We start from the raw sequence: 25,604 nt of genomic DNA on the forward strand, positions 1-25,604 counted from the left end.
GCGCTGACCAGTATCTGCGGCATGTCTACGAACACCTCTACGGCAGCCGCCGACACCGCCGCCTGGTACGAACTCGCCCTGTGCGCCCAGACCGGCCCGGGCTTCTTCTTCCCCGAGCCGGGCTCCTCACTGCGTGACGCGAAGCGGCTGTGCGGGGCGTGCGAGGGGCGGGCGGCGTGCCTGGAGTACGCCCTGGCCAACGACGAGCGCTTCGGCGTCTGGGGCGGCCTCTCTGAGGCGGAGCGCCTGGCGCTGCGCGCCCGCCGCCGCTGACCCGGTGCTGAACCGGTGCCCGCCTCGCCTGCCCGCGCCGCCCTCGACGCGACGACGGCGGACCCCGGCGGAGCGTGGCTCCGCCGGGGTCATCGGCGTCATGCGCCCGAGCGGGCGGAAGCCGGTCAGCCCTTGCGGGCCGCCACGCGGGCAGCGCGGGCGGCCAGCTTCTCGTCGAACTTCGTGGCCTCGGAGTTCAGGCCGTTCATGAACAGGCCGAGCTCGTCCTGGGCCTTCTGGCCCTCCGGGCCGAGGCCGGCAATGTCCATGACCTTGAGGAAGCGCAGGACCGGAGCCAGCACGTCGTCGTGGTGGATCCGCAGGTTGTAGACCCCGCCGATGGCCATCTGGGCGGCCATGCGCTCGAAGCCGGGCATGCCGTGTCCGGGCATCCGGAAGTTGACGACGACGTCCCGCACCGCCTGCATGGTCAGGTCCGGGGCGAGCTCGAAGGCCGCGCCCAGCAGGTTGCGGTAGAAGATCATGTGTAGGTTCTCGTCCTGCGCGATGCGCGCCAGCATGCGGTCGCAGACCGGGTCGCCGGACTGGTGGCCGGTGTTGCGGTGCGAGATGCGCGTGGCGAGCTCCTGGAAGGCCACGTAGGCGACCGAGTGCAGCATGGAGTGCCGGTTGTCGGATTCGAAGCCCTCCGACATGTGCTGCATGCGGAACGCTTCCAGCTTGTCCGGGTCCACGGCGCGCGAGGCCAGCAGGTAGTCGCGCATCACGATGCCGTGGCGGCCCTCCTCGGCCGTCCAGCGGTGCACCCAGGTGCCCCAGGCGCCGTTGCGGCCGAAGAGGGTCGCGATCTCGTGGTGGTAGCTGGGGAGGTTGTCCTCGGTCAGCAGGTTCACGACCAGCGCGATCTTGCCGATGTCGGTGACCTTGGACTGCTGCGGGTCCCAGGCCTCGCCGTCCTCGAAGAAGCCGGGGAAGTTCCGGCCGTCGCTCCAGGGGACGTACTCGTGGGGCATCCAGTCCTTGGTGACCTTCAGGTGGCGGTTGAGCTCCTTCTCGACCACCTCTTCCAGCGCGTACAGCAGCTTGGCGTCGGTCCACGCCTCCGAGCTGCCGAGGTGGGGAGAGGTGATCGTCACGGGTACTCCTGGGTGCACAAGCGAATTACCTACGGTTCCGTAGCCTACGGAGTCGTAGGTTAAGCGCGACATCAAGGCCAGCCAAGCCCCGCGTGTACCTATGTCCGGTTACATCCAGTTATCTATGCAGAATGGGGCGGGTCCGACGGGGAAACGAAAGGGCAGAATCACGCCAGGAGGTGGTCTGCGGCTCCCGCCTTGACGGCCGGGACGCGTGCGCAGGACCCTGCGGGACCCGCCCGAGCACCCCACGGACCCCGTCGGTCCGAGGTCCGCCCCGTCGGTGGGCGTCGCGGCAGGGACGGAGGCGGCCGGCACCCACGCCGTGGAACGGCACCCCCCGGGCGATGCCCGGGCGGCACCGCCCCGCCTCTGCCCGCCTCTGCCCCCCTCCGCCGCGGCGTCCGCGCGGCTCGGGCACGTGGCGGCCGCGCCCCGTCTGCCGGTCGGTGCGTCAGCCGGTCAGCCGTGCCACAGCGTCTCCCGGACCTCCGCGGCCGTGGTCGGCCGCAGCTCTCCGTCCAGCAGCAGCCAGCGCGTGACCCCGATCGCCTCCAGGAACGGCACGTCGTGGCTCGCCACCACAAGCGCTCCCCGGTACGACTCCAGCGCGTCGGTGAGCTGCCGCACGCTCGACAGGTCGAGGTTGTTCGTGGGCTCGTCCAGCATGAGGAGCTGCGGGGCCGGTTCGGCCAGCAGCAGCGCCGCCAGTGCTGCCCGGAACCGCTCACCGCCCGACAGGGTGCCCGCCGGCCGGTCCGCGCGCCCGCCCCGGAAGAGGAAGTGCGCGAGCCGTGCCCGGACCAGGTTGTCGGTGGCCTGCGGGGCGAACCGGGCCACGTTCTCCACGACCGAGCTGTTCTCGTCCAGCACGTCCAGCCGCTGGGGCAGGAACCGGGTGGTCACGTGTGTCTCGGCCGCGCCGGACTCGGGAGTGAGCTGCCCCGCGATCGTGCGCAGCAGCGTGGTCTTGCCCGAGCCGTTGCGGCCCACCAGGGCGACCCGCTCCGGGCCCCGCAGTTCCCACTCTCCCGGCACGCGGGCACCGTGGGGCAGGTACAGGTCGCTGAGGGTCAGGACGCGCCGACCCGGCGGGACCAGTGTGGCGGGCAGTTCGATACGGATCTCGGCGTCGTCGCGGACCGCCTCCACCGCCTGGTCCAGCCGCTCCCTCGCCTTGGCCAGCTTCTCGGTGTGCATGATGCGGTGCTTGCCGGCCGATTCCTGCGCCGCGCGCTTGCGCGCGCCCATCACGATCTTCGGCTCGCGCTTGTTCTCGGACATCTTCTGGCCGTACCGCTTGCGCCGGGCCAACTTGACTCGTGCGTCGGCCAGTTCACGCTTCTGGCGCTGCACGTCGGCCTCCGCGACCCGGACCATGCGCTCGGCCGCGTCCTGTTCGGCGGCGAGCATCTCCTCGTAGTCGGTGAAGTTCCCTCCGTACCAGCGGACTTCGCCGTCGCGCAGATCGGCGATCTGGTCGACCCGCTCCAGTAGTTCGCGGTCGTGGCTGACCAGGAGCATCACTCCGGACCAGGACTCGACCGCCGCGTACAGGCGGCCCCGGGCGCGCAGGTCCAGGTTGTTGGTCGGCTCGTCCAGCAGCAGGACGGTCGGACGGTCCAGCAGCAGTGCGGCCAGGCGCACCAGGACCGACTCGCCGCCCGACAGCTCGCCGACCGTGCGGTCCAGGCCGATCCGGGCGAGGCCGAGCTGGTCGAGGGTGGCCAGGGCCCGCTCCTCCACGTCCCAGTCGTCGCCGACGGCGGCGAAGTTCGCCTCGGTGGCCTCGCCCGCCTCGATGGCGTGGAGCGCGGCGCGTGCGGTGTGGATGCCGAGCGCCTCGTCCACGCGCAGCGCGGTGTCGAGGGTGACCGTCTGGGGGAGGTAGCCGACCGAGCCGGCGACGGACGACTGGCCCCCGGTCGGGGCCAGTTCACCGGCGATCAGCTTCAACAGGGTGGATTTGCCACTCCCGTTGAGTCCGATCAGGCCGGTGCGGCCGGGGCCGACGGTCAGCTGGAACCCGTCGAACACGGGTGTCCCGTCGGGCCAGTCGAAGGACAGGGCGGAGCAGGTGATGGATGCAGGGGCGTGACTCATGGAGGCCTCCAGGTTGCGTGAAGGGTGCGTGCAACGCGGGGAGACAGCCGACGCTCAGATCGCGAGCGGGAACGCGAGCGCGTTCGGACGGCGACCGTGGCCGTGATGTGGACGATCACGGGGGTCTTCGGTGGTCGCGGTGGTCGCGGTGGTCGGTGTCTCGGACCTCAGAAGAGCAACGTCCTGCTCCGTTCGACGGCAGTGGGGCGCCAGCGAAGCTACGGGCGGCCCCGGCCGCCCGCAAACGATTTACGCCGGAGGGTCAGCAGCTGTCGCGCATCAGCTCGGCCAAGCTGTGGTCCATGTCGAGGTAGAGGTGCTCCAGGCCGGGCGGAACCACGCTCGCGACCCGATCCAGGAACCGGTGCAGCTCGGCGGTCAGCATCAGGACGATCGCGACGCCCTCCACCGCGTGGAACTCGATCGTGGTCCGCTCCCCGTCGTGCGGCCGCACGCGTACGTCGCCATAGCCGGACGGGCGGTCCAGGCCGGACTCCAGCAGTTCCCGGGAGAAGGTCCACGAGACCTCGACGCCTTCCAGCGTCGCCGGGGCGGGGAAGGCCATGCGCACGGCGAACGGATCCGCGCGGTCGTAACACAGGGTGACGGGAACGGTCTCGACCTTCGGCGCGGTGGCGACCAGACGGGCCTGCGCGGCCTGCTCGATGACAGTGATCACGGCTCACTCCCTTGCGGCGGATCTGCTGCCGGACTGCGGGATGGGGCCCGGCAACCCGATAGACGCCGGAATCGGCAAATCCGTGCATGGGGCTTCGAGTGAGCTGTGTCACCGACTGGCCGGAACCTGCCTGTGTGATCGCACAGAGTGACCGGGTGGGCGGAAGCGCGCGACGGCGCGACGGCGTGCCGTGCGGGGGCGGGGGCTTTCTGGAAGGGCCGGTTGTCGCTCACTCCACCGGAGCAACGCCCGCTCGGGAGGCTGCCGGGACGCCCTCTGGACGGCCGGTCCGGGGTGCGTTAGCTTCCGGCGCCATGAGACTTCTGGATGGCGCAATTGGCATGTGCGCGGCAAGTTTGGTGCTCGGTGTGCTCGCCGGTCCCGCGCACGCCGAGGAGCAGGGCCGGGCACAGGACTTACGCGCAGCCGGCTGGGCGCTCAAGGAGACCGGCCTGACCGCCCGCTTCCGGGGGCTCGCCGCGGTCAGCCGGACCACGGCCTGGGTCGCCGGCTCCCGGGGGACCGTGTTGCGCACGCTCGACGGCGGCCGCAGCTGGCAGGACGTCTCGCCGCCCGGCGCGGTCGCGGAGCAGTTGGAACTGCGCGACATCGAGGCCTTCGACGCGCGACGGGCGGTGGCCCTGTCCATCGGCGAGGGCGAGGCCTCCAGGGTGCTGCGGACCGAGGACGGCGGCGCCACCTGGACCGAGACCTTCCGCAACCCCGATCCGCGCGCCTTCTACGACTGCCTCACCTTCTTCGACGCCCGCCACGGGCTGGCCGTGAGCGATCCGGTGGACGGGAAGTTCCGCATCCTCTCGACGGACGACGGCGGCCGCCACTGGCGGGTGCTGCCCGGTGCGGGAATGCCCGAGGCGCTGCCGGGCGAGGCGGGCTTCGCCGCGAGCGGCCAGTGCCTGGTCAGCGCCGGACCGCGGGACGTCTGGCTGGCCACCGGCGGCGGGGCGAGCGCGCGGGTCCTGCACTCCGCGGACCGCGGCCGGACCTGGCGGGCGGCCGAAGCCGCCGTGCCGGCGGGAGACCCCGCGCGAGGCGTCTTCGCCCTCGCCTTCCGGGACCGTACGAGGGGGCTCGCCGTGGGCGGCGACTACCGTACCGGGCAGGCCTCCCCGCACGCCGCGGCCGTCTCCGGGGACGGGGGGAGCACCTGGCGGCAGGCGACGGCCCCGCCGCCGGCCTACCGGTCGGGCGCGGCCTGGTACCCGTACAGCGGGGGGACGGCCCTCGCGGTCGGACCCACGGGCACGGACCTCACCACGGACGGGGGTCGCTCCTGGCGCCCACTGGACGCGGGGTCCTTCGACACGGTCGACTGCGCGGCCGACAGGGGCTGTTGGGCGGCGGGGGAGAAGGGCCGGGTGGCACGGCTGGAACGCCGCTGACCCGCACCCGGCGGCCTGCCCGGCGGAACGGCTCCCCGGCGCCGTGGCTGCGGAGGTCCGCCGGGCGACAGCGCTACACGAGCGGGTTCTCCCGGACCGCGGCCAGGTCCGCCGAGGTCTTCGTGGCCATGAACTCGGTGATGCGGTAGGAGCAGACGCCCGCGACCGCGAAGGGGTCCCCGGCCGCGATCTTCTCGATCTCGGCCCGGGACACCCCTGCGGCCAGGATGACGCCCCCGTCGCGCGGCACCTTGCGTCCCGAGGCGAGGAAGACGCCGGCCGCGTAGTAGCCGTCCAGCCAGGCGATGTGGGCGTCCATCTGCTCCTCGACGGTTTCGACGGGCGCGGTGTAGGTGAGCTCCATGACAAACATGATCGTCAGGTTACGCTCGGTCCATCATGACGAGTGTGAAGACTCCCGCCGATGAGGCCGAGGCCCGGGCGATACAGGACGAGCTGCGCCATCACGTGGTACTCGGCGAGCCCGGCCCCCCGCCCGGCCGCGGGCTGGTGGCGGGCGTGGACGTCGCCTACGACGACACGCGCGACCTCGTCGCCGCCGCGGCCGTGGTCCTCGACGCCGCGACCCTGGAGGTGGTCGAGGAGGCCACCGCCGTCGGGCACGTCAGCTTTCCCTACGTGCCGGGGCTGCTCGCCTTCCGCGAGCTGCCGACCGTGCTGGCCGCCCTCGACGCCCTGACCGCCGAGCCCGGCCTCGTGGTCTGCGACGGCTACGGCCTCGCCCACCCCCGCGGGTTCGGCCTCGCCTGCCACCTCGGGGTGGTCACGGGGCTCCCCTCCATCGGCGTCGCCAAGAACCCCTTCGCCTTCACCCACGAGGATCCCGGTGCCCGGCGGGGCGCCGTCTCCGCGCTGGTCGGCCCCGACGGGGGCGAGGTCGGGCGGGCCCTGCGCACGCAGGACGCGACCAAGCCGGTGTACGTCTCCGTCGGGCACAGGGTGTCGCTCGACAACGCCTGTGCGCACGTCCTGGCCCTCAGCCCCCGCTTCCGGATCCCGGAGACCACCCGGCGTGCCGACTCGCTGTGCCGCAGGGCACTGCGGGAGGCCTCCTGAGCTCCTGCCGGCGCGTCAGCGGGCGTCGGCCACCCGGAAGGCGATCCCCGCCTTCTGGAGGCGGTGGAGGAGCGCGTCTCCCATCGCCACCGCGGTCGTCACCTGCCCGGCGGCCTCCGGCAGCGTGTCGTGCGCCAGGCAGAGCGCCGACTCCGCCAGCATCTTTGCGGTGTCGCCGTAGCCCGGGTCGCCGCCCGACACCTCGGTGAGCACCCGCCGGCCGCCGCCCTCGCCCACGAACCGCACGGTGAACCAGCTGCGGGCCCGCCGCTCCGCGTCCGGTCCCCGGCCCGGTTCCCAGCGGTTCATGAGCCACCGCCGGGCGGGTGGTACCTGCGCCAGGGCAGCCGTCGCGCCCATCGCCGCCGTACCGCCCAGCGCGACGGGCAGGTGCTTGACGGAGGCGTAGTGCCGGTAGCGAAAGTCCGGGCCGTAGCGCTCCAGCGCGGCCGCCGACCGGGTCACGACCCGCGGGTCCAGCGTGGGCAGCGGGAGCGCCCAGGTGCCGGTCTCGCGGCTGAACCGGGGCGCGCCCAGCGGCCCGCGCGCCCGCCGGCCCCTCAGCCGGGGTTCGTGCAGCCGGCGGGCGCGGGCGGCGGCCAGGGTCTGCGGGCCGCGGCCCAGCGCGGTCAGCGCGGAGGCCAGCGTCCCGCCGGAGAAGAACGCGTTGGACCGCATGAACCCGTCGACCGTGAGCGGGACCCCCTCCGGCAGCTGCCGGACCGTGAAGTACGCGCCGAGATCGGCCGGGACCGAGTCGAAGCCGCAGGCGTGCACGAGCCGGGCGCCGGTTTCGCGGGCCCGCGCGTCGTGCTCCACGTACATCCGGTCCACGAACTCCGGCTCGCCGGTGAGGTCCACGTAGTCCGTGCCCGCTTCGGCGCAGGCGGCCACGAGCCCGGCCCCGTACCAGACGTACGGTCCCACGGTCGTGGCCAGCACCCGGGCGGACGCGGCCAGTTCGCCCACGGCGGCGGCGTCCCGGGCGTCCGCCTGCAGCAACGGCAGCGCGGCGCAGGCGGGTTCGATCGCGGCGAGCCGCTCGCGCAGCCGCTCCAGCTTCGCGAGGTCCCGGCCGGCGAGGGCCCACCGGCAGCCTGCGGGCGCGTGCGCGGCGAGGTACTCGGCGGTCAGCGCCCCCACGAACCCGGTGGCGCCGAAGAGCACGATGTCGTAGGCCCGTTCCGGCCGGTCCTGCGCGACCCCTGCGTTCATGAGAGCTCCTCCGGGCGGGCTGGTGCGGGTGGTGTGGGTGGCCGAGGCTAGCGCGCGGCCTGGGCGTCCCGGCGGGCGGGTGGCGGACATGCGCCGGTCGGCGGGGAGCCGGACGGTCCGTCACGACGCCGGCGCCCCGGGCGCGGCCGTACGGCCGCGCCCGGGGCGCCGGGGGTTCACCTGTCGGTGGATCAGCCCTGCTGGTACAGGCCGAAGAGGTCGACGATCAGGTCGACGTCGTCCCAGCCCCGGTTCCAGAGGTCGATGATGCCGTGGCTGCCGGTGCTCGCCTGGACCAGGTTCGGGACGGTGTCGCCCCTCTTCCAGTTCAGGTTCGAGGAGTTCGGCGGGGTCGGCCAGCCGGCCGTGTCGTTGATGTAGTCGTCGATGGAGTTCGGGTCCGGGGTGACCGTGAGGTATCCGTCGCCCTCCGGGTTGGTGACCGTGGTGTTCAGCACGAAGCCCGTGATGCTCGGGTCGTCGTAGGACATCGGCATGTAGATGTAGCTCTGCCCCCACAGCTTCCCGTACACCGGGTCCTGGGGGTCGCGGGTGTCCACCAGGCGCTCGGGCGAGAACGGCAGGAAGGCGCTCTTGCTGTCGGCGCTGTAGTAGCCCACGACGTCGACGACGACGTCGGTGCCCGCCCAGGCGCCGTTGAAGACGCTGATCCTGCCGTCCGCGCTGACGGGGACGATCACCGAGTTGGCGATCGTCTGGCCCGCGGTGAAGTTCAGGTTGGACGCGGTCGGGGTGGCGCCGCCGCCCGGGAAGACCGACAGGTGGCCGGCTTCCCGCGGGTTGGTGACCGTAACGTTCAGCGCGACGGCGCTGATGCCCTGGGGGATCCCGCGCAGGCCGCTGATCTGGGTGGAGAAGGTCTTGCGGCCGCCGAGCTGGCCCTTCGCCGTGCCGAGGCCCTCGCGGGTGTCGACGAAGCGGGACGGGGTGACCGGGGTGTAACCGCTGGATGCGGTCTTGGAGAAGTAGCCGGTGACGTCGGCGATCAGGTCGACCGGGGCGTCGCCGCGGTTGGCTATCTCGACGTAGCCGTTCTTGCCGACCTTCACGATGACCAGGTTCGGGACGCTCTGGCGGGCCTTGTAGTTGACGTTCGACGTGGTCGGACGCTGGGTGCCCTCGGGGAAGGCGGTGATGTGGCCGTTGCTGGAGGTGTTGGTGACCGTGACGTTGAGGACCACGGCGGTGACGCCGGCCGGGATCCCACCGTTGCCGCCGATCTTCACGCGGGTGGAGCTGTACGGCTGGACCTTGCCCGCCGGCGCGCCGGTCCCGTCGCGGGTGTCCAGCAGCCGGGTGGGGGCGTACGGGGTGAAGTCCGCACCGGCGGTGACGAAAACGACCTCGTTGACGGCCGAGACGCCGTTCTCGGCATCCGCCACGGTGACCTTGACCGTGTAGGAGCCGACCTCGGCGTAGGTGTGGGCCGTGGTGTGGGTGTCGGAGCCGAAGGCGTCGAAGACGTCCGACTTCCCGTCGCCCCATTCGATGGTGACCGTGAGCGCGGTGTCCGCGCTGTAGATGGTGGTGTCGACCTCGATGCCGTGCGCCGTGACGCCGTAGGCGGTCAGGCCGACCGAGAGGTCCGGGTTGGCGGAGGCGGACTGCGCCGCGGCGACTCCGGTCTTCGCGGACGGGGCGGCGGCCTTGCGGACCGTGCGGTCCGCGGGGCTGGTGAAGGTGTTGCTCTTGGACTTCGCGTCCTTGCCGAGACCCAGGTCAAGGTCCGGCGCGGTGGTGCCGCGCGCCTCCGGCTGGGCCGGGTCGGCCTGGGCCACGCCCGGGATGAGACCAACGCCAGCCGCGATCGCGGCAGCGGAAATGACAAGACGGCGACGACGCACCGGCTCCCCCATGTGTGTGATTGAACGCTTGATCGACTCGAAAGCCTGATCAGGGTACAGAGTCGCGAAACGATCTATCAGGGGGGTGGGTCCCGGATTCCGCCCGCCTCCCGGTCCGCCCGGTCCGCCGGTGCCGGCCGATCCCACCGTGCCCCGGCCAGGGGGCTTGTGCTCGCTGGAGCGCGTTCCTAGCATCACCGGTGTTACATCAGTTGTGTCACACGGCCGCACACCAGGCACACCACCCACACCGCAGACGCTGGGGGCTCGATGGCAGTGACAGGGAACGCGACCGGGACGGCGGGCGGCAACGGCCCGCTCGCCGGCGTGCGCGTCGTCGAGCTGGCCGGCATCGGACCCGGACCGTTCGCCGCCATGCTCCTGGCCGACCTGGGAGCAGACGTCGTACGGGTGGACCGCCCCGGCGGCGGCGGGCTCGCCGTCGACCCGGCCTACGACATCACCAACCGCGGCAAGCGTTCCGTCCTGGTCGACCTCAAGTCCGCCGACGGGCCCGCCCGCGTCCTGGACCTCGTCGAGCGGGCCGACGTGCTCGTCGAGGGCTTCCGCCCCGGGGTCGCCGAACGGCTCGGCGTGGGACCCGCCGAGTGCCACGCCCGCAATCCGAAGCTCGTCTACGGGCGGATGACCGGCTGGGGCCAGGAGGGCCCCCTCGCGCACACCGCGGGCCACGACATCGCCTACATCGCCGTCACCGGCGCCCTCGGCATGATCGGCGGCCCGGAGCAGCCCCCGGCGGTCCCGGCCAACCTCGTCGGGGACTATGCGGGAGGCTCGCTCTACCTGGTGGTCGGGGTCCTCGCCGCCCTCCAGCACGCCCGCGCCACCGGCACCGGGCAGGTCGTCGACGCGGCCATCGTCGACGGCACCGCCCACCTCACCGCCATGATCCACGGGATGATGGCGGCGGGCGGCTGGCAGGACCGGCGCGGAGCCAACCTCCTCGACGGCGGCTGCCCCTTCTACGGCACCTACCAGACCTCCGACGGCGGCTACATGGCCGTCGGCGCGCTGGAGCAGCAGTTCTACGACACCTTCGTGCAGCTCCTCGGCATCGCGGACGAAGCGCCGGCCCGCAAGGACGTCGCCCGCTGGGGCGAGCTGCGCGAGGCCGTCGCCGCGCGCTTCCGCACCCGTACGCGCGAGGAGTGGACGGCGGTCTTCGAGGGCACCGACGCCTGCGTGGCCCCGGTGCTGTCGCTGCGCGAGGCCCCCGGCCACCCCCACCTCGCCGCCCGCGGGACCTTCACGGACGTCGGCGGGATCGTCCAGCCGGCGCCGGCGCCGCGGTTCTCCGCGACGCCGGTCGCCGTCACCACGGGCCCCGCCCGACCGGGCGCCCACACCGAGTCGGTGGCCGCCGACTGGGACGTAGCGGCCCTGCTCCCGAAAGAGGCCTGATGGAACTGTCGATGATGCTCGACTACGCGGGGGACCCGCGCCGTGCCGCCGACGAGGCGGCGGCGCTGGAGTCCGCCGGACTGGACGCCGTGTGGGTGGCCGAGGCCTGGGGCTTCGACTCCCCGACGATCATGGGCTACCTCGCCGCCCGCACCGAGCGGCTGAAGATCGGCTCGGCGATCATGAACGTCTACTCGCGCACCCCCGGCCTGATCGCGCAGACGGCCGCCGGACTGGACGCCCTCTCGGGCGGCCGGGCGCTGCTCGGCCTCGGCGCCTCCGGCCCGCAGGTCGTCGAGGGCTGGCACGGGAAGCCGTACGACAAGCCGCTCGGCCGCACCCGGGAGACGGTCGAGCTGTGCCGGCGCATCTGGCGCCGCGAGACGATCGACCACCACGGCATCACGGACATGCCGCTGCCGCCCGGGAAGGGCGGCCGGCACGGCAAGCCCCTGAAGATCCTCACCAGACCGGTGCGCGACGCGATCCCGGTCTTCATCGCCTCGCTCGGGCCCGCCAACGTCAGGCTCACCGCAGAGATCGCGGACGGCTGGCTGCCCACGCTCTTCATCCCGGAGAAGGCCGATGCGGTGTGGGGCGGCCCGCTCGCCGAGGGCGCGGCGCGGCGCGCCCCTGAGCTCGGCCCCCTGCAGACCGTCGCGGGCGGACTGCTCGCGATCGGCCCGGACGCGGCCGCCGTACGCGAACGCGCCCGCCCGCAGATCGCGCTGTACGTCGGCGGCATGGGCGCGGTCGGCAAGAACTTCTACAACGACCTCGCCGTCGCCTACGGCTACGCGGAGGAGGCCCGGAAGATCCAGGAGCTCTACCTCGCCGGACGCACCCGCGACGCGGCGGCCGCCGTACCGGACGAGTTCTGCGAGCTGATGACCCTGTGCGGGCCCGAGGGCTACGTGCGCGAGCGTGTCGAGGCCTTCCGCGCGGCCGGCGTCACGATGCTCAACGTCACCCCCGTCGGCCCCGAGCCGGCGCGCCTGATCGAAACCGTGAAGAACTGGCTCTGAGGAGCCCTGCCGAAGCCGAGAGCCTCCCGACGAGGCGAGTCCTGCGATGAAGCGAGCCGTCCGATGAAGCGAGTCGTCCTATGAAGCGCCTGATCTTCGACGCCGACCACGAGGCGTTCCGTGAGACCGTCCGCACCTTCCTGGCCAAGGAGGTGCTGCCGCACTACGAGCAGTGGGAGAAGGACGGCATCGTCAGCCGCGCGGCATGGCGGGCCGCGGGCCGGCAGGGGCTGCTCGGGCTGGCCGTCCCGGAGGAGTACGGCGGTGGCGGGAACACCGACTTCCGCTACGCCGCCGTGATAGCGGAGGAGTTCACCAGAGCGGGCACGCCCGGGTTCGCCATCGGCCTGCACAACGACATCATCGGGCCGTACCTGACCTCGCTCGCCACGGAGGAGCAGAAGCGCCGCTGGCTGCCCGGTTTCTGCTCCGGCGAGACCGTCACCGCCATCGCGATGACCGAGCCGGGAGCGGGCTCCGACCTCCAGGGGATCCGGACCACCGCGGAGGACCGGGGCGACCACTGGGTGCTGAACGGCTCCAAGACCTTCATCTCCAACGGCATCCTGGCCGACCTGGTGATCGTGGTCGCCAAGACCACCCCCGAGGGCGGGGCGCACGGACTGTCGCTGCTGGTCATCGAGCGCGGAGCGGAGGGCTTCGAGCGCGGCCGTAACCTCGACAAGATCGGCCAGAAGGCGCAGGACACCGCCGAGCTGTTCTTCCACGACGTACGCGTCCCGAAGGAGAACCTGCTCGGCGAGCTGAACGGCGCCTTCGTCCACCTGATGACCCATCTCGCGCAGGAGCGGATGGGCATCGCGATGGCCGGGATCGCCGCCGCCGAGCACCTCCTGGAGATCACCACGCAGTACGTGAAGGAGCGCGAGGCCTTCGGACGTCCGCTGTCCAAGCTCCAGCACGTCCGGTTCGAGATCGCGGAGATGGCCACCGAGGTCGCCGTCACCCGGGCCTTCCTCGACCGGTGCATCACCGACCACTCGAACGGCGAGCTGGACCATGTGCACGCCTCCATGGCCAAGTGGTGGGCCACCGAACTGCAGAAGCGCGTGGCGGACCGCTGCCTGCAACTCCACGGCGGGTACGGGTACATGACCGAGTACCGGGTGGCCCGGGCCTTCACCGACGGCCGGATCCAGACGATCTACGGCGGCACGACCGAGATCATGAAGGAGATCATCGGCCGGTCTCTCCTCAGCTGACCCCCTCGTCCCACCCCGCGGCCCCGCCGAGGACCATCCCAGGACCTTCCAGCACACCGAAAGGCTTGACCAGTGAGCACCGAAGCTTACGTATACGACGCGATCCGCACCCCGCGCGGCCGCGGCAAGGCCAATGGCTCCCTGCACGGCACCAAGCCGATCGACCTGGTCGTCGGACTCATCGACGCGCTGCGCGAGCGCAACCCCGCCCTGGACCCGGCCGCCATCGACGACATCGTGCTCGGCGTGGTCGGCCCGGTCGGCGACCAGGGCTCCGACATCGCCCGTATCGCGGCGATCGCCGCCGGTCTCCCCGACACCGTGGCCGGCGTACAGGAGAACCGGTTCTGCGCCTCCGGGCTGGAAGCCGTCAACCTGGCCGCTGCGAAGGTCCGTTCCGGCTGGGAGGACCTGGTCCTGGCGGGGGGCGTGGAGTCCATGTCCCGCGTTCCGATGGCCTCGGACGGCGGCGCCTGGTTCGCCGACCCGATGACGAACTGGGACACCGGTTTCGTGCCGCAGGGCATCGGCGCCGACCTGATCGCCACCATCGAGGGCTTCTCCCGGCGGGACGTCGACGAGTACGCGGCCCTCTCGCAGGAACGCGCCGCCGCCGCGATCAAGGACGGCCGCTTCGCGAAGTCGGTCGTCCCGGTCACCGACCGCAACGGCCTGACCGTCCTGGACCACGACGAGTTCGTCCGCCCGGGGACCACCGCCGACACCCTCGCCAAGCTCAAGCCGTCCTTCGCCGACATCGGCGAGCTCGGCGGCTTCGACGCCGTCGCCCTGCAGAAGTACCACTGGATCGAGAAGATCGACCACGTCCACCACGCGGGCAACTCCTCCGGCATCGTCGACGGCGCCGCGCTCGTCGCGATCGGCTCCCGCGAGGCGGGGGAGCGGAGCGGCCTCACCCCGCGCGCCCGCATCGTCTCGGCGGCCGTCTCCGGCTCCGAGCCCACCATCATGCTCACCGGCCCCGCCCCGGCCACCCGCAAGGCCCTCGCCAAGGCCGGACTGACCATCGACGACATCGACCTGGTCGAGATCAACGAGGCCTTCGCCGGGGTCGTCCTGCGCTTCGTCAAGGACATGGGCCTCTCCCTCGACAAGGTCAACGTCAACGGCGGCGCCATCGCGCTGGGCCACCCGCTCGGCGCCACCGGTGCCATGATCCTCGGCACGATCGTCGACGAGCTGGAGCGCCAGGACAAGCGCTACGGCCTCGTCACCCTCTGCGTCGGCGGCGGCATGGGCGTCGCCACCATCGTCGAGCGCCTCTGAACCGTCCTGTATCCCCGACCCTCCGACACGGAAGTAGCGAACATGAGCGAGTCCACCACGATCCGCTGGGAACAGGACGAGACCGGCGTCGTCACCCTGATCCTCGACGACCCGGGCCAGTCCGCCAACACGATGAACCAGGCCTTCAAGGACTCCATCGCCGCGGTCGCCGACCGCGCCGAGGCCGAGAAGGACTCCATCCGCGGCATCATCTACACGTCCGCCAAGAAGACCTTCTTCGCCGGCGGCGACCTCAAGGACATGATCCGGCTGCGCCCCGAGCACGCGCAGCTCGCCTTCGACACCGGCACCGAGATCAAGCGGTCCCTGCGCCGCATCGAGACCCTCGGCAAGCCCGTCGTCGCCGCCGTCAACGGCGCCGCTCTGGGCGGCGGTTACGAGATCGCCCTGGCCTGCCACCACCGGGTCGCCCTCGACGTGCCCGGCTCCAAGATCGGCCTGCCCGAGGTCACCCTCGGCCTGCTCCCGGCGGGCGGCGGCGTCACCCGCACCGTGCGCCTGATGGGCATCGCCGACGCGCTGCTCAAGGTACTGCTCCAGGGCACCCAGTACACCCCCCGGCGCGCCCTCGACAACGGCCTCGTGCACGAACTGGCCGCCACCCGCGAGGAGATGCTGGCCAAGGCCCGTGCCTTCATCGACGCCCACCCCGAGTCGCAGCAGCCCTGGGACGTACCCGGCTACCGGATCCCCGGCGGCACTCCGTCCAGCCCGCGCTTCGCCGCGAACCTCCCGGCCTTCCCGGCCAACCTGAAGAAGCAGCTGAACGGCGCCCCGTACCCGGCGCCGCGCAACATCCTGGCCTGCGCCGTCGAGGGCTCCCAGGTGGACTTCGAGACCGCGCTGACGATCGAGGCCCGCTACTTCACCGAGCTGGTCACCGGGCAGACCGCCAAGAACATGATCCAGGCCTTCTTCTTCGACCTGCAGGCCGTCAACGCCGGCCGCAGCCGCCCGCAGGGCATCGAGCCGCGGCAGGTCCGCAAGGTCGCCGTCCTCGGCGCCGGCATGATGGGCGCCGGCATCGCCTACTCCTGCGCCCGCGCGGGCATCGAGGTGGTGCTCAAGGACGTCACCGCCGAGGCTGCCGCGAAGGGGAGGGCGTACTCCGAGAAGCTGCTCGACAAGGCCCTGTCCCGCGGCCGGATCACCGAGGCGGGGCGTGCCGAGCTGCTCGCCCGGATCACCCCGACCGCCGACACGGCCGACCTCGCGGGCTGCGACGCCGTCATCGAGGCCGTCTTCGAGGACACCGCGCTCAAGCACAAGGTGTTCCAGGAGGTCCAGGACGTCATCGCGCCCGACGCCCTTCTGTGCTCCAACACCTCGACCCTGCCCATCACCGGTCTCGCCGAGGGCGTGAAGCGGCCCGCCGACTTCATCGGACTGCACTTCTTCTCGCCCGTCGACAAGATGCCCCTGGTCGAGATCATCAAGGGGGACCGGACCGGGGACGAGGCCATCGCGCGCGCCTTCGACCTGGTGCGCCAGATCAACAAGACCCCGATCGTGGTCAACGACTCGCGCGGCTTCTTCACCTCGCGCGTCATCGGCCAGTTCATCAACGAGGGCGTGGCGATGGTCGGCGAGGGCGTCGAGCCCGCGTCGATCGAGCAGGCCGCCGCCCAGGCCGGCTACCCGGCCAAGGTCCTCTCCCTGATGGACGAGCTGACCCTGACCCTGCCGCGCAAGATCCGCAACGAGAGCCGCAAGGCCGTCGAGGCGGAGGGCCGGACGTGGACCGAGCACCCCGCCGACACCGTCATCGACCGGATGGTCGACGAGTTCGGCCGCCCCGGCCGCAGCGGCGGCGCCGGCTTCTACGAGTACGACGAGTCGGGCAGGCGCGCCCGCATCTGGCCGGGGCTGCGTGAGCACTTCGCCAAGCCGGGCCACGAGGTCCCCTTCGAGGACATGAAGGAGCGGATGCTCTTCTCCGAGGCCCTCGACACCGTCCGCTGCCTGGACGAGGGCGTCCTCACCTCGATCGCCGACGCCAACATCGGCTCCATCATGGGCATCGGATTCCCGGCCTGGACGGGCGGTGTGATCCAGTACATCAACGGCTACGAGGGCGGCCTCGCCGGCTTCGTGGCCCGCGCCCGCGAGCTCGCCGGCACGTACGGCGAGCGGTTCACCCCGCCGGCCTCCCTCGTGGAGAAGGCGGAGCGGGGCGAGACGTACACCGACTGATCCCGTACGGACCCCCCGGCCGCCCCTTCCACCCCGAACGTCACGGTCACCCCGGCCGTCCCGCCCGGGACGGTCGGGACGGCCGGGGCGGTCAAGGTGTCTGCCGGTCAGGCCTTCGCGGCGTGCAGGACGGCGAAGACCCCGTGCAGTTCGCCCGCGTCGGCGTCCGTCCACCGGTTCAGCAGCTGGGCCAGGACGGATCCGCCGGTCACGGCGGGCCCGGCCGCCAGCACCCGGGACACGGACAGGGCCCGCACCGGCTCGTCCCGTCCGGCCGGTGCGACGCCGACGACGGTCGCGTCGGAGGCGTCCGTCACGTCCTTCGGCCCGGCCAGCCCCTCCGGCACTCCGGCAGCTTCGGCGAGCACCCGGGCCGCCGGGTCCGGTGCGTCGCTCGCGTTCTGGTCCTGGGCGGCCGCCCGGCCCGCCAGCAGCGCGAGCAGCTGTGCCACCAGGACCGGGTCGTGTGTTCCGTCGTAGATCCAGCGCAGGCCCAGGACCCCGTGCTCGGAGGTGCCGATCAGGGCGTCCTCGCCGTGTTCCAGCGGCGTCCCGCGGTAGGTCATCGGTACCTGGTAGGTGACGGGGACGCCCCCCGAGGTGTCGGTGACCACCATGAACTCGATGCCCACCTCGCCCGCGGGGTCGTCGAGCCGGAAGCCGCCGGCCTTGGCGAGCAGCGGTGCGTCCCCGCCCCGGTACCAGGGCTTCGACGGCAACCAGGCGGCGATCAGTTCGAGCTTGCCCGGTGACATGGTGGTGCGGTGAATGACTGCCATGATCCGTAAACTACCCGGGCGTCAACGGGTGTTGGCGGGCGAGGACCCGGCCGGGGTCAACGGGGCGCGGCCGTGCCGTGTTCCCGGACGGCGATCCTGGCCAGCTTCGTCAGCATCATGCCGTTGCGCACGGCGACCAGGTAGTCCACCGGCAGCCCGTGCATGCGGGTGCCGGGACCCCGCAGCGGATGCCAGTCGAGGGTGAAGAGCGTGTTCCGGCCCCAGGGGGCCAGGTTCATGGCGACGCGGGCCGCGCCGAAGGGTTCGGCCCGGGCCTCCAGCTCCAGGCGCCGCTGCGGTTCGCAGACGCGGACGACGCAGGTGTCGTCGAGGGTCAGCGGGCCGGCGCCGACCCGGACCCGCAGCCGGGCGCCCACGCCGGGCCAGTGCGGGTCCGCGGCGAGGACCTGCCGGGTGCCCGTCACCCACTCCCCGTAGCGGTGCCCGTCGGCCAGCAGGCGCCAGACCTCGGAGGGCGGGCTCAGGATGAGACGGCGGTTGCGGGCCACGGCTGTCACGCTCCTTCCGGACGGTGGCCGGGCCGTCGGGCCGCCCCGCCCACCCCCACCCTCACGCCGTACCCGCGCCCCCGCAGTCCGGCAGACCCGAACGGCTGTCACGGACTGCGGCCGCCCGGGACCGTCCCCGGTCCGTCCCCGGGACCGTCCCCGGTCCGTCCCCGGGCCCGTCCCGGACCCGCCCGGGACCCGTCAACCGTGTTCGGAGGCGAACGCCGCGCGCAGCTCCTCCCGCAGCGACCGCTGGAAGGCCGTCACCAGGGCCTGGACCACCATCGGCTGCATGTGCGCCGACAGGGCCTTCATCGACTCCACCCGCTCCGGATCGCTCTCGCCCTCCGTGAACGGCCCCCACACCTCGTCCCGGAAGAGAGCCGTCAGCTCGTGCGCTGCCGACCGGGTGTGCTCCACCAGCACCGTGCGCGCCGCCAGGATCGTCTCGTGCGCGATCGGCACGTCGAGCAGGGCGACCCCCAGCCGCAGCAGGCCCACGTCCACCCGGAAGCCCCCGCCCGAGGCGGCGAGCACGTTCATCGCCGTCAGCCGCCGCACGTCCGTGTCCGACAGGCTCCGTCCCGCCCGCTTCTCCAGCTCCTCCCGGGAGACCTCCCGGGCCGCGTCCGGGGCCCAACTGGCCACCATCGCCCGGTGGATCGCGAGATCGTGCGCGCTCAGGTCGTCGGGCAGCGCGTCCAGGTAGCGTTCGATCGCCGACAGGGTCATGCCCTGGTGCTGGAGCTCCTCGATCAGAGCCAGCCGCGACAGGTGCTCCGGCCCGTAGTGCCCCACCCGACGCGGACCGATCACGGGAGGGGGCAAAAGCCCGCGGGTGCTGTAGAACCGTACCGTGCGCACGGTGACGCCCGCCCTGGCCGCCAGCTCGTCGACGGTGAGCATCGGCTCGGGTGCCTGGTCGGCCATCGTCTGCGCCTCGCTCTCTGCTCCACAGCTTGGGTTCAACAGTATTGCTGTCGCACCAATGATGTGAAACGGCCAGGAGCTGCCCATGACCACGAACCTGCGACTGCCCGGACGACCCGAAGAGATCACCTTCCCCGCCCTGATGGCCCGCAACGCCGCCGCGTACGGAGACCTCCCCGCCCTCTCCTGGCGGGCCGGACCCGACGCGGCCGGGTGGACCACGCTCACCTGGAGCGAGGTCCGCCACGAGGTCGCCGTCCTCGCCGCCGGATATGCCGCCCTCGGCGTCGGGCGCGGCGAGCACGTCCTGCTGATGATGGGCAACCGCCCCGAGCACTGGCTCAGCGACCTCGCCCTGGTCCACCTCGGCGCCGTACCCGTCACCGTCTACGGGACCTCCGCGCCCGAACAGACCGCCCACATCGCCCGCCACAGCAGGGCCCGGATCGCCGTCGTGGAGGGCGCCCGCGAACTCGGCCGGTGGGAGCCGCTGCTGGCCGACGCCGACGTCCCCCTGGAGCGCATCGTCGTGGCCGAGGCGGCCGAGGCCGGCGGCCACGGCACGTACGCCTCCCTGTACGAGAGCGGCGCCCGGTTCCACCGCGCCGAGGACTTCGAGAAGGCCTGGCAGCAGACCGGCCCCGAGGACCCGCTGACCGTCGTCTACACCTCGGGCACCACCGGCGACCCCAAGGGCGTGCGCCTGACCCACCGCAACCTGATGCTCCAGGCGGTCCGCCTCGACCGGCACGTGGACCTGCCCGAGCATGCCGAGCACATCTGCTACCTGCCCTTCGCGCACATCGCCGAGCGGGTGCTCGGCATCTACCTGCCGCTGCTGAGGGCCGCCCACGTCATGCTGTGCGCCGACCCCACGGCTGTCTCGGCGGCCGTACGAGAACTGCGCCCGGTGCAGTTCTTCGGAGTGCCCCGGGTGTGGGAGAAGCTCGCCGCCTCCGTCCGCGCGGTCCTCGCGCAGCTCCCCGAGGACCGGCGCGGCGCCATCGAGGCCGCGAACGACCTCGCCCGCACCCGGGCCGCCCACCACGAGCGCGGCGAGGAGGTGCCCGCCGCGCTGGAAGCCTCGTATGCAGCGGCCAAGGAGCGGACGCTGGACCCGCTGCTGCGTCTGGCGGGCATGGACCGGCTCACCTGGACGGCCAGCGCCACCGCGCCGATGCCCATCGACGTCGTCCGCTTCTGGGCCGGCTGGGGCATCACGATCATGGACGCCTGGGGGCTCACCGAGACGGCCGGGGTGTGCACGCTCAACAGCGCCGAAGGCTTCCGGCTGGGCTCGGTGGGCCGCCCGATCGAGGGGCTGGAGCTGAGGATCGCGGAGGACGGGGAGATCCTCACCCGCGGTGCGACCGTCTTCGGCGGCTACCTGCGGCCGGACGGCTCGGTGCAGAGCGCCTCCGACCCGGAGGGCTGGTTCCCCACGGGGGACGTCGGCCGGATCGACGGGGACGGCTACCTGTGGATCACCGACCGCAAGAAGGAACTGATCATCACGTCCAACGGGAAGAACGTCTCGCCCGCGCTGGTGGAGAACACGGTCAAGGAGCACCCCCTGATCGGGCAGGCGCTGGTGCACGGCGACGGCCGCTCCTACTTGGTCGCCCTGCTCGTCCTGGACGCCGAACTGGCCCCCGTCTGGGCGGCCGCCCGGGGCATCGAGGACACCTCGCCGGGCGCGCTCGCCGGACATCCCGCGGTCCGGGAGGAGATCGCCCGCGCGGTCGCGGCGGCCAACGCGCGGCTCAACCGGACCGAGCAGATCAAACGCTACCGGCTGCTGACGCAGGAGTGGGGCCCCGAGACGGGAGAGCTCACCCCGTCGCTCAAACTCCGCCGTCGGGTGGTCCGCGACCGGTACGCGGACCTGATCGAGGGCCTGTACGAGGAGCCGTACGACCCGGCGTGACCCGGGCGCCCGGCCGGCGGGCGGTGTGCGCGCCCGCCGGCCGGGGCGGTCCCGGCCCGCCCGATCGCGGTGAGGGTGGCGCCGGGCGCCTCTCCTTCGGCGGCGGAATGCAGGGTCCGGCGAGTGCTGCGGAGGACCGGGGTCAGGTGATGCCGTGGCGGCCGCCGCGCGGGCAGCCCTTCGCATGGACCACGGCGCCGCCCTCGGGGCCGCCGAGCGGCAGCGGCCGCGCGCCGCACGGGCACGGCCGCGGCGGCTGCTTGGCGGCCCGCTGGTAGGTGATCTCGTCCGTCGTCACCGGGCCGCCTCGATGTTCGCGACGGCCGTGGACAGTTCGCGGCCGCCGCCGGCCGGCCGGATGTAGGCGATCTCCGCCCAGCGTTCCGGCAGGTCGGCCGCGGCCGTGTTCTCCATCAGCACCGCCATGAGCGTTCCCTCGATGCCGGACGCGATGTCGCGGACCGGCTTCCTGAGGAGCGGGTGCGGAATCTCTGTGTGCGCGTCCTGCGGGGCGGCCATGGCGGGTGCTCCCTACGTCGTCAGTGGGTGGTGAGACCAGCCTGACGCTTCGTAAGGTCATGAATGCTCACAGATCTGTGAGTGCTAGAGCCCGACCCAGCGGGCCATCCCCCCAAGGCCGTCGGGCGCTCGCCGAGACATGTGAACCAGCCCCCGGATCGTGCTCCGCGTACCCGGCAGATGCCGAGTCTGCTCCGGTGCCACCTTGCGGGCCTGCGCCAGGTATCGCAGCGACGTCTTCGCGGAGCCCGCCTCCATCTCCACCAGCGCTCGGTCCACGAGGTACCGGGCCCGCCGCGATGTCAGCGTCGAGGCGGGCAGCTTCAACCTGCGGGCACGGCTGAGAGCCTCATCGAAGTCGGCCAGCACGATCGACGCGCCGATCTCGTGCAGTCGGACGTTCACCTGCCCGAAGGACAGCCAGTGGACCTCGCGGGCCTCGCCGCCGACACGGTCGGCGAGCTCCCGGGCCGCGGCCAGGTGCGTTTCGACTGCGGTCCGGTCCCCGCCCTTCGCGGCCACGGTGGCCGCGCCCAGGTGGAGCTGGCCGATGACCGCCACGGCCTCGCGGCTCGTCGCCCCGGCGAGGAGCGCCTGCCCGGACGAGATCAGAGGGATGGAGTTGGCGCACCGCCACAGCGTCGCCCGTTTGTACCGTTGCACGGCCTCCAGACACGGGTCCGACGCCCGACCGGCGGCCCATCCCATGCGGTCCAGGGCGACGCGCGCGAGGTCGGGGTGGTCGAGCTTCAGCGCCACGTCGTGTGCGGTCCGGTATGCCGAGGCGAGGGCTCGCCATGCTGGCGTCGACGGCGCCTTCCACGCCGTGTGGGTCAGTTCCAGGATCAGGCCGGGTAGGGCCTTGGCTGCGGCCCGCAGATGGGTGGCTCGTACCTGCCGGCACAGGGCGTCCGCCGCGGTGGCCAGTTCCGGCACCGGGCGGACGGTGGGCAGCACGGGGAGCGGGCCGAGGTCGTACCGGTCCAGTGCCTCTCGGATCGGTGAGACCAGAGCAACCAGCCGGTCCGGGGGCAGTGATGTCATGGCAGGGGGCCCTGCCAGCAGCGATGTGTCCACCCTGAGCGCGTGCGCCACTGCGGCCACGAACCCGGGGGTCGCTGCACGCGCGCCGCATTCCACCTGGTTCAGGAGGCTGAGGCTGTAGGGGATCCTGTCTGCGAGTTCGCGCTGTGTCAGACGCGCGAGGCGCCGCTGCTCCTGGATACGGGATCCGGCGTGGTCATCGTCTGGTGCGGTCATGCTGGTCTCCGTCCACGACTCGTCAGCATGGACGGTACCGGTGCCCCCGCCCCCGAGCGTCCCCTCGTCCCGACTCCTGCCGGATCGGGGGCGATTGCATAGGCTCGGGCGCCATGACGACGAGGACTCTCTACCTGCTCTGCTCGGCCGCGCCGCCTGTGTTCGACATCGCCAGCGTGGTTGAGGATGCCCAAGGCCGCGGCTGGGATGTGTGCCTCGGCCTGACACCCACCGCCGCCGACTGGCTGGAGGACAGCCTGCCCGGCCTGGCCGCGCTCACCGGTCACCCGGTCCGTAGCCGCTACAAGAGGCCCGGAGACCCTGACGCGTGGCCTAAGGCGGACGCGATCCTCGTCGCGCCGGCGACCTTCAACACCGTGAACGCGTGGGCGCTCGGGCTCACGGACCGGTTCGTCGTGGGGGTGGTTGCCGAGGGTATCGGCAAGGGGATTCCGATGGCGGTCATGCCGTGCGTGAACGCAGCCTACGCCCAGCACCGGGCGCTAGAAAGGTCGTTGGGAGAGCTGAGGGAGATGGGCGTGGTGGTGCTGTACGGCGAGGGCGGGTTCGTGCCCAACCAGCCCGGTGAGAAGGTCCCCTATCCGTGGGGGCTCGCCCTTGACGCCGTCGACAGCCTCGGCCGGTAGGTCCCGGCGCGCACGCGTGACAGCCCGCCTCCCGCCCGAGGGCGGGAGGCGGGCCGTTGCGGTCAGGCGGAGAGGTCCTGGGCGGCGCGCGCCGCCCAGCGGCCGGGACGGGGCGTCAGCGTCCGATCAGCGGGTAGTGGTCGGAGAGGTTGGTGTAGGTGTACGAGGTGCCCCAGCTGGATACGGTCCAGGGCGCCGACTCCTCCTTGACCACGTTGTTCTCCCAGCCCGCCGGGCGGGCGTTGCCCTTGCGGTAGAGGACGTAGTCCAGGTCCTCGCGCGGGTCCGTCGGGTAGCGGTACTTCGCTATCGAGTTCAGGGCGGTGTCGAAGGAGTACGGGTGGCCCGTGCGCGAGTCGGAGTCGGCCAGGTCGGCGTTGGCGAGCATGCTCGCGTACTCCGGGGTGCGCGAGTCGACGTTGAGGTCGCCGGCTAGGATGACCTGCTCGTTCGCCGGGATGTTCTTGCCGTCCAGGAAGGTGTCGATGGCCCGGAACTGCCGGGCGCGCATCTGCGCGGCCTCGCCCGCGCCGCAGCCCGGATCGGTGGACTGCGCGTGCGTGCCGACCACGTGCACCTTCGTGCCGCCCACGTCGAGCACGACGTAGGCGAAGCCCTTGTTGGACCACCAGTCGGCGCCGCAGGCGTCCTTGAAGACGAACTGTTCCTTGCGGACGATCGGCCACTTGCTGAGGACCGTGACGCCGCCGTCCTCCGGGGTGGTGGAGGAGTAGGCGCCGCCCGTGGCGTCCCAGCCGCTCCTGCTGCGGCCGACGACCGGGGTCTGGTACGGGTACTGCGCGGCGGAGTTCGCCTTCAGCGCGTCCGAGGAGCTGTTGTCGAAGGCCTCCTGGAGTACGACCACGTCGTGGCCCTGGTAGAAGGCGGTCTTGGGGATCTCCGCGGCCCGGTGGTCCTGGCCCCAGTTCGGGTAGAGGTTCTTGCTCATCAGGAACACGTTGTACGACAGGACGCTGAGCCGGGGGGCGGCGGTGTGCTCCGCGGCCGTGGCGGCGGGCGCGGTGGTGGCGGCCAGTGCGCCTGCGGCGACCGCGGCGACGGCCGTGGCGGCGGCGCGGCGCGAGCGGGTCGTGGAAAGCAGCATGAAGGTCTCCGTCATTCCTGCGGGGGAAGATCGACGCCGTCATACAAGCAGCAGCAGTTACCTCTGGGTAACACCCGTGCAGAGACTTTCTGACCGTGAGACGGCCGTCCGGTGCTCGCATACTTGTCGTATGACGGAGATCGACTCGGCACACCCCAGCGGACCTGCGGCTACGCGCCGCACCGACCCCGAACCGCCACCGCCCGGCGGGGTGCTGTGGACCATCGCCGGCGACATCCGCGCCTTGCTGATGCTGCCCGCGGCCTTCACCCTGCAGGTCGCGCACCCGGCCATCGCGGCCGGCGTCGACGAGTACTCCGTCTTCCGCACCGACCCCTGGGGCCGCGGCGAGCGCTCCCTGCGCTCGGTCCAGCTGTGGGTGTACGGAGGCGAGGGGGCCGTCGAGGAAGGCCGCAGGGTACGCCGCCTGCACAAGGACATCCAGGGCACCGACACCCGCGGCCGGCGCTACCACTCCCTTGACCCGGCCTGCTACGCCTGGGTCCACGCCACCGGCTTCCCGGTCTACCTCTACGCCGGCCGCTACCTGCTGCGCCGCTTCACCCCCGCCCAGGAGCACCAGCTCTACCGCGAATGGCTGCAGGTCGGCCGGATCCTCGGCCTGCACGACCGGGACATGCCGCAGACCGTCGAGGAGTACTGGAGGTACTGGGCCAGGATGCTGGCCGAGGAGATCGAGCCGACCGCGGTCGCCCGCGAGCTCGTCGCCACCGACGTGCCGCTGCCCCCGCCCGAGGGCGGCCCGCTTCCCGTGCGGCTGCTGGTGCGGCTGACCTGGCCCGTGCTGCGCGCGGCCTTCCTGCACCTGCGGGCCTTCGTCACCGCCGGGTACATGCCGCCCGAGGCCCGGGCCGCGATCGGGCTGGAGTGGAGCCCGGCCCAGGAGCGCAGGCTCCGCCGGTTCAGCACCGCCGTACGGATCCTCGTCCCGCTGCTGCCGGAGCGGCTGCGCTACCTGCCGATCGCCTACCGGGCGCGCGCCGCCTGGCACGCGGGCCGCCGCTGACGACCGGGCACGCGGCCC

At 72.3% G+C, this 25,604-nt stretch carries 24 protein-coding genes; 11 read left to right on the forward strand and 13 right to left on the reverse strand.

Annotated elements, in window-relative coordinates; all coding sequences use genetic code 11:
- Positions 1-21 precede the first annotated feature (21 nt).
- Complete coding sequence (locus R4Z63_RS27290) at positions 22-273, forward strand: WhiB family transcriptional regulator (protein ID WP_037915948.1); 252 nt, start codon at positions 22-24, stop codon at positions 271-273.
- A 125-nt stretch (positions 274-398) separates the two neighbouring features.
- Here R4Z63_RS27290 and R4Z63_RS27295 read toward each other — a convergent pair whose 3' ends face one another.
- From R4Z63_RS27295 to ssgD, 3 genes are all read right to left on the reverse strand, one after another.
- Positions 399-1,370: an acyl-ACP desaturase gene (locus R4Z63_RS27295; RefSeq protein ID WP_384455186.1), complete on the reverse strand. Its 972-nt coding sequence runs from the start codon at positions 1,368-1,370 to the stop codon at positions 399-401.
- A gap of 462 nt (positions 1,371-1,832) precedes the next feature.
- The gene (locus R4Z63_RS27300) at positions 1,833-3,473 is read right to left on the reverse strand and encodes an ABC-F family ATP-binding cassette domain-containing protein (protein WP_384455189.1); all 1,641 of its coding nucleotides are present in this window, start codon (positions 3,471-3,473) and stop codon (positions 1,833-1,835) included.
- A 262-nt stretch (positions 3,474-3,735) separates the two neighbouring features.
- Positions 3,736-4,152 carry a spore wall synthesis regulator SsgD gene (ssgD, locus tag R4Z63_RS27305; RefSeq protein WP_037915952.1) on the reverse strand — a complete coding sequence of 139 codons (417 nt, stop codon included), beginning with the start codon at positions 4,150-4,152 and terminating at the stop codon, positions 3,736-3,738.
- 341 nt (positions 4,153-4,493) lie between these two features.
- On the opposite strand from ssgD, the gene R4Z63_RS27310 reads away from it, so the two are divergent.
- Positions 4,494-5,555 carry a WD40/YVTN/BNR-like repeat-containing protein gene (locus R4Z63_RS27310; protein WP_384580880.1) on the forward strand — a complete coding sequence of 354 codons (1,062 nt, stop codon included), beginning with the start codon at positions 4,494-4,496 and terminating at the stop codon, positions 5,553-5,555.
- 73 nt (positions 5,556-5,628) lie between these two features.
- Here R4Z63_RS27310 and R4Z63_RS27315 read toward each other — a convergent pair whose 3' ends face one another.
- Positions 5,629-5,928 (reverse strand): YciI family protein, encoded by a 300-nt coding sequence (locus R4Z63_RS27315; protein WP_384455195.1) that lies wholly within the window; start codon positions 5,926-5,928, stop codon positions 5,629-5,631.
- Between the two features lie 26 nt (positions 5,929-5,954).
- Between R4Z63_RS27315 and R4Z63_RS27320 the strand changes: the two genes are divergently transcribed.
- On the forward strand, positions 5,955-6,632 hold the full coding sequence (locus R4Z63_RS27320) for an endonuclease V (RefSeq protein ID WP_037915957.1): 678 nt from the start codon (positions 5,955-5,957) through the stop codon (positions 6,630-6,632).
- Between the two features lie 15 nt (positions 6,633-6,647).
- Here the strand turns inward: R4Z63_RS27320 and R4Z63_RS27325 are convergent, their stop codons facing one another.
- Positions 6,648-7,847, reverse strand: a complete 1,200-nt coding sequence (locus tag R4Z63_RS27325; RefSeq protein WP_384455198.1) for a saccharopine dehydrogenase family protein — start codon at positions 7,845-7,847, stop codon at positions 6,648-6,650.
- A gap of 191 nt (positions 7,848-8,038) precedes the next feature.
- Positions 8,039-9,646, reverse strand: coding sequence for a PKD domain-containing protein (locus tag R4Z63_RS27330; protein WP_063890539.1), 1,608 nt, complete (start codon positions 9,644-9,646; stop codon positions 8,039-8,041).
- 336 nt (positions 9,647-9,982) lie between these two features.
- Here R4Z63_RS27330 and R4Z63_RS27335 point away from each other — a divergent pair, with 336 nt between their 5' ends.
- From R4Z63_RS27335 to R4Z63_RS27355, 5 genes are all read left to right on the forward strand, one after another.
- Entirely contained in the window at positions 9,983-11,134 is a 1,152-nt protein-coding gene (locus tag R4Z63_RS27335; protein WP_384455977.1) for a CaiB/BaiF CoA transferase family protein, read from the forward strand.
- Complete coding sequence (locus R4Z63_RS27340) at positions 11,134-12,159, forward strand: LLM class F420-dependent oxidoreductase (RefSeq protein ID WP_037915963.1); 1,026 nt, start codon at positions 11,134-11,136, stop codon at positions 12,157-12,159. Before R4Z63_RS27335 ends, R4Z63_RS27340 begins: the two co-directional genes overlap by 1 nt.
- Before the next feature lie 80 nt (positions 12,160-12,239).
- Positions 12,240-13,382, forward strand: coding sequence for an acyl-CoA dehydrogenase family protein (locus tag R4Z63_RS27345; RefSeq protein ID WP_384455974.1), 1,143 nt, complete (start codon positions 12,240-12,242; stop codon positions 13,380-13,382).
- A 72-nt stretch (positions 13,383-13,454) separates the two neighbouring features.
- Positions 13,455-14,669 carry an acetyl-CoA C-acetyltransferase gene (locus tag R4Z63_RS27350; RefSeq protein WP_384455971.1) on the forward strand — a complete coding sequence of 405 codons (1,215 nt, stop codon included), beginning with the start codon at positions 13,455-13,457 and terminating at the stop codon, positions 14,667-14,669.
- A gap of 42 nt (positions 14,670-14,711) precedes the next feature.
- Positions 14,712-16,883 carry a 3-hydroxyacyl-CoA dehydrogenase NAD-binding domain-containing protein gene (locus R4Z63_RS27355; RefSeq protein ID WP_384455968.1) on the forward strand — a complete coding sequence of 724 codons (2,172 nt, stop codon included), beginning with the start codon at positions 14,712-14,714 and terminating at the stop codon, positions 16,881-16,883.
- Positions 16,884-16,990: 107 nt separating this feature from the next.
- Here the strand turns inward: R4Z63_RS27355 and R4Z63_RS27360 are convergent, their stop codons facing one another.
- The 3 genes from R4Z63_RS27360 to R4Z63_RS27370 form a co-directional block, all read right to left on the reverse strand.
- The gene (locus R4Z63_RS27360; RefSeq protein ID WP_384455964.1) at positions 16,991-17,662 is read right to left on the reverse strand and encodes a maltokinase N-terminal cap-like domain-containing protein; all 672 of its coding nucleotides are present in this window, start codon (positions 17,660-17,662) and stop codon (positions 16,991-16,993) included.
- Positions 17,663-17,718: 56 nt separating this feature from the next.
- Positions 17,719-18,171, reverse strand: a complete 453-nt coding sequence (locus R4Z63_RS27365; RefSeq protein WP_384455961.1) for an SRPBCC family protein — start codon at positions 18,169-18,171, stop codon at positions 17,719-17,721.
- Positions 18,172-18,372: 201 nt separating this feature from the next.
- Positions 18,373-19,101 carry a MerR family transcriptional regulator gene (locus R4Z63_RS27370; protein WP_037915979.1) on the reverse strand — a complete coding sequence of 243 codons (729 nt, stop codon included), beginning with the start codon at positions 19,099-19,101 and terminating at the stop codon, positions 18,373-18,375.
- 85 nt (positions 19,102-19,186) lie between these two features.
- On the opposite strand from R4Z63_RS27370, the gene R4Z63_RS27375 reads away from it, so the two are divergent.
- Positions 19,187-21,028, forward strand: a complete 1,842-nt coding sequence (locus tag R4Z63_RS27375; RefSeq protein WP_384455957.1) for an AMP-dependent synthetase/ligase — start codon at positions 19,187-19,189, stop codon at positions 21,026-21,028.
- 142 nt (positions 21,029-21,170) lie between these two features.
- Here R4Z63_RS27375 and R4Z63_RS27380 read toward each other — a convergent pair whose 3' ends face one another.
- From R4Z63_RS27380 to R4Z63_RS27390, 3 genes are all read right to left on the reverse strand, one after another.
- The gene (locus tag R4Z63_RS27380) at positions 21,171-21,326 is read right to left on the reverse strand and encodes a hypothetical protein (protein WP_157840147.1); all 156 of its coding nucleotides are present in this window, start codon (positions 21,324-21,326) and stop codon (positions 21,171-21,173) included.
- Entirely contained in the window at positions 21,323-21,547 is a 225-nt protein-coding gene (locus tag R4Z63_RS27385; protein ID WP_037915984.1) for a hypothetical protein, read from the reverse strand. The genes R4Z63_RS27380 and R4Z63_RS27385 overlap by 4 nt, the downstream gene beginning before the upstream one ends.
- Positions 21,548-21,631: 84 nt before the next feature.
- Positions 21,632-22,807, reverse strand: coding sequence for a helix-turn-helix domain-containing protein (locus R4Z63_RS27390; protein ID WP_384447483.1), 1,176 nt, complete (start codon positions 22,805-22,807; stop codon positions 21,632-21,634).
- 113 nt (positions 22,808-22,920) lie between these two features.
- Between R4Z63_RS27390 and R4Z63_RS27395 the strand changes: the two genes are divergently transcribed.
- A complete protein-coding gene (locus R4Z63_RS27395; RefSeq protein WP_037915988.1) occupies positions 22,921-23,454 on the forward strand; it encodes a flavoprotein in 534 nt (177 codons plus the stop codon).
- 115 nt (positions 23,455-23,569) lie between these two features.
- On the opposite strand, the gene sph is transcribed toward R4Z63_RS27395, so the two are convergent.
- Entirely contained in the window at positions 23,570-24,559 is a 990-nt protein-coding gene (sph, locus tag R4Z63_RS27400) for a sphingomyelin phosphodiesterase (RefSeq protein WP_037917933.1), read from the reverse strand.
- A 130-nt stretch (positions 24,560-24,689) separates the two neighbouring features.
- On the opposite strand from sph, the gene R4Z63_RS27405 reads away from it, so the two are divergent.
- A complete protein-coding gene (locus R4Z63_RS27405; RefSeq protein ID WP_384447488.1) occupies positions 24,690-25,586 on the forward strand; it encodes an oxygenase MpaB family protein in 897 nt (298 codons plus the stop codon).
- Positions 25,587-25,604: the final 18 nt, after the last annotated feature.

The organism is Streptomyces sp. PL-29 (genome assembly GCF_058344425.1).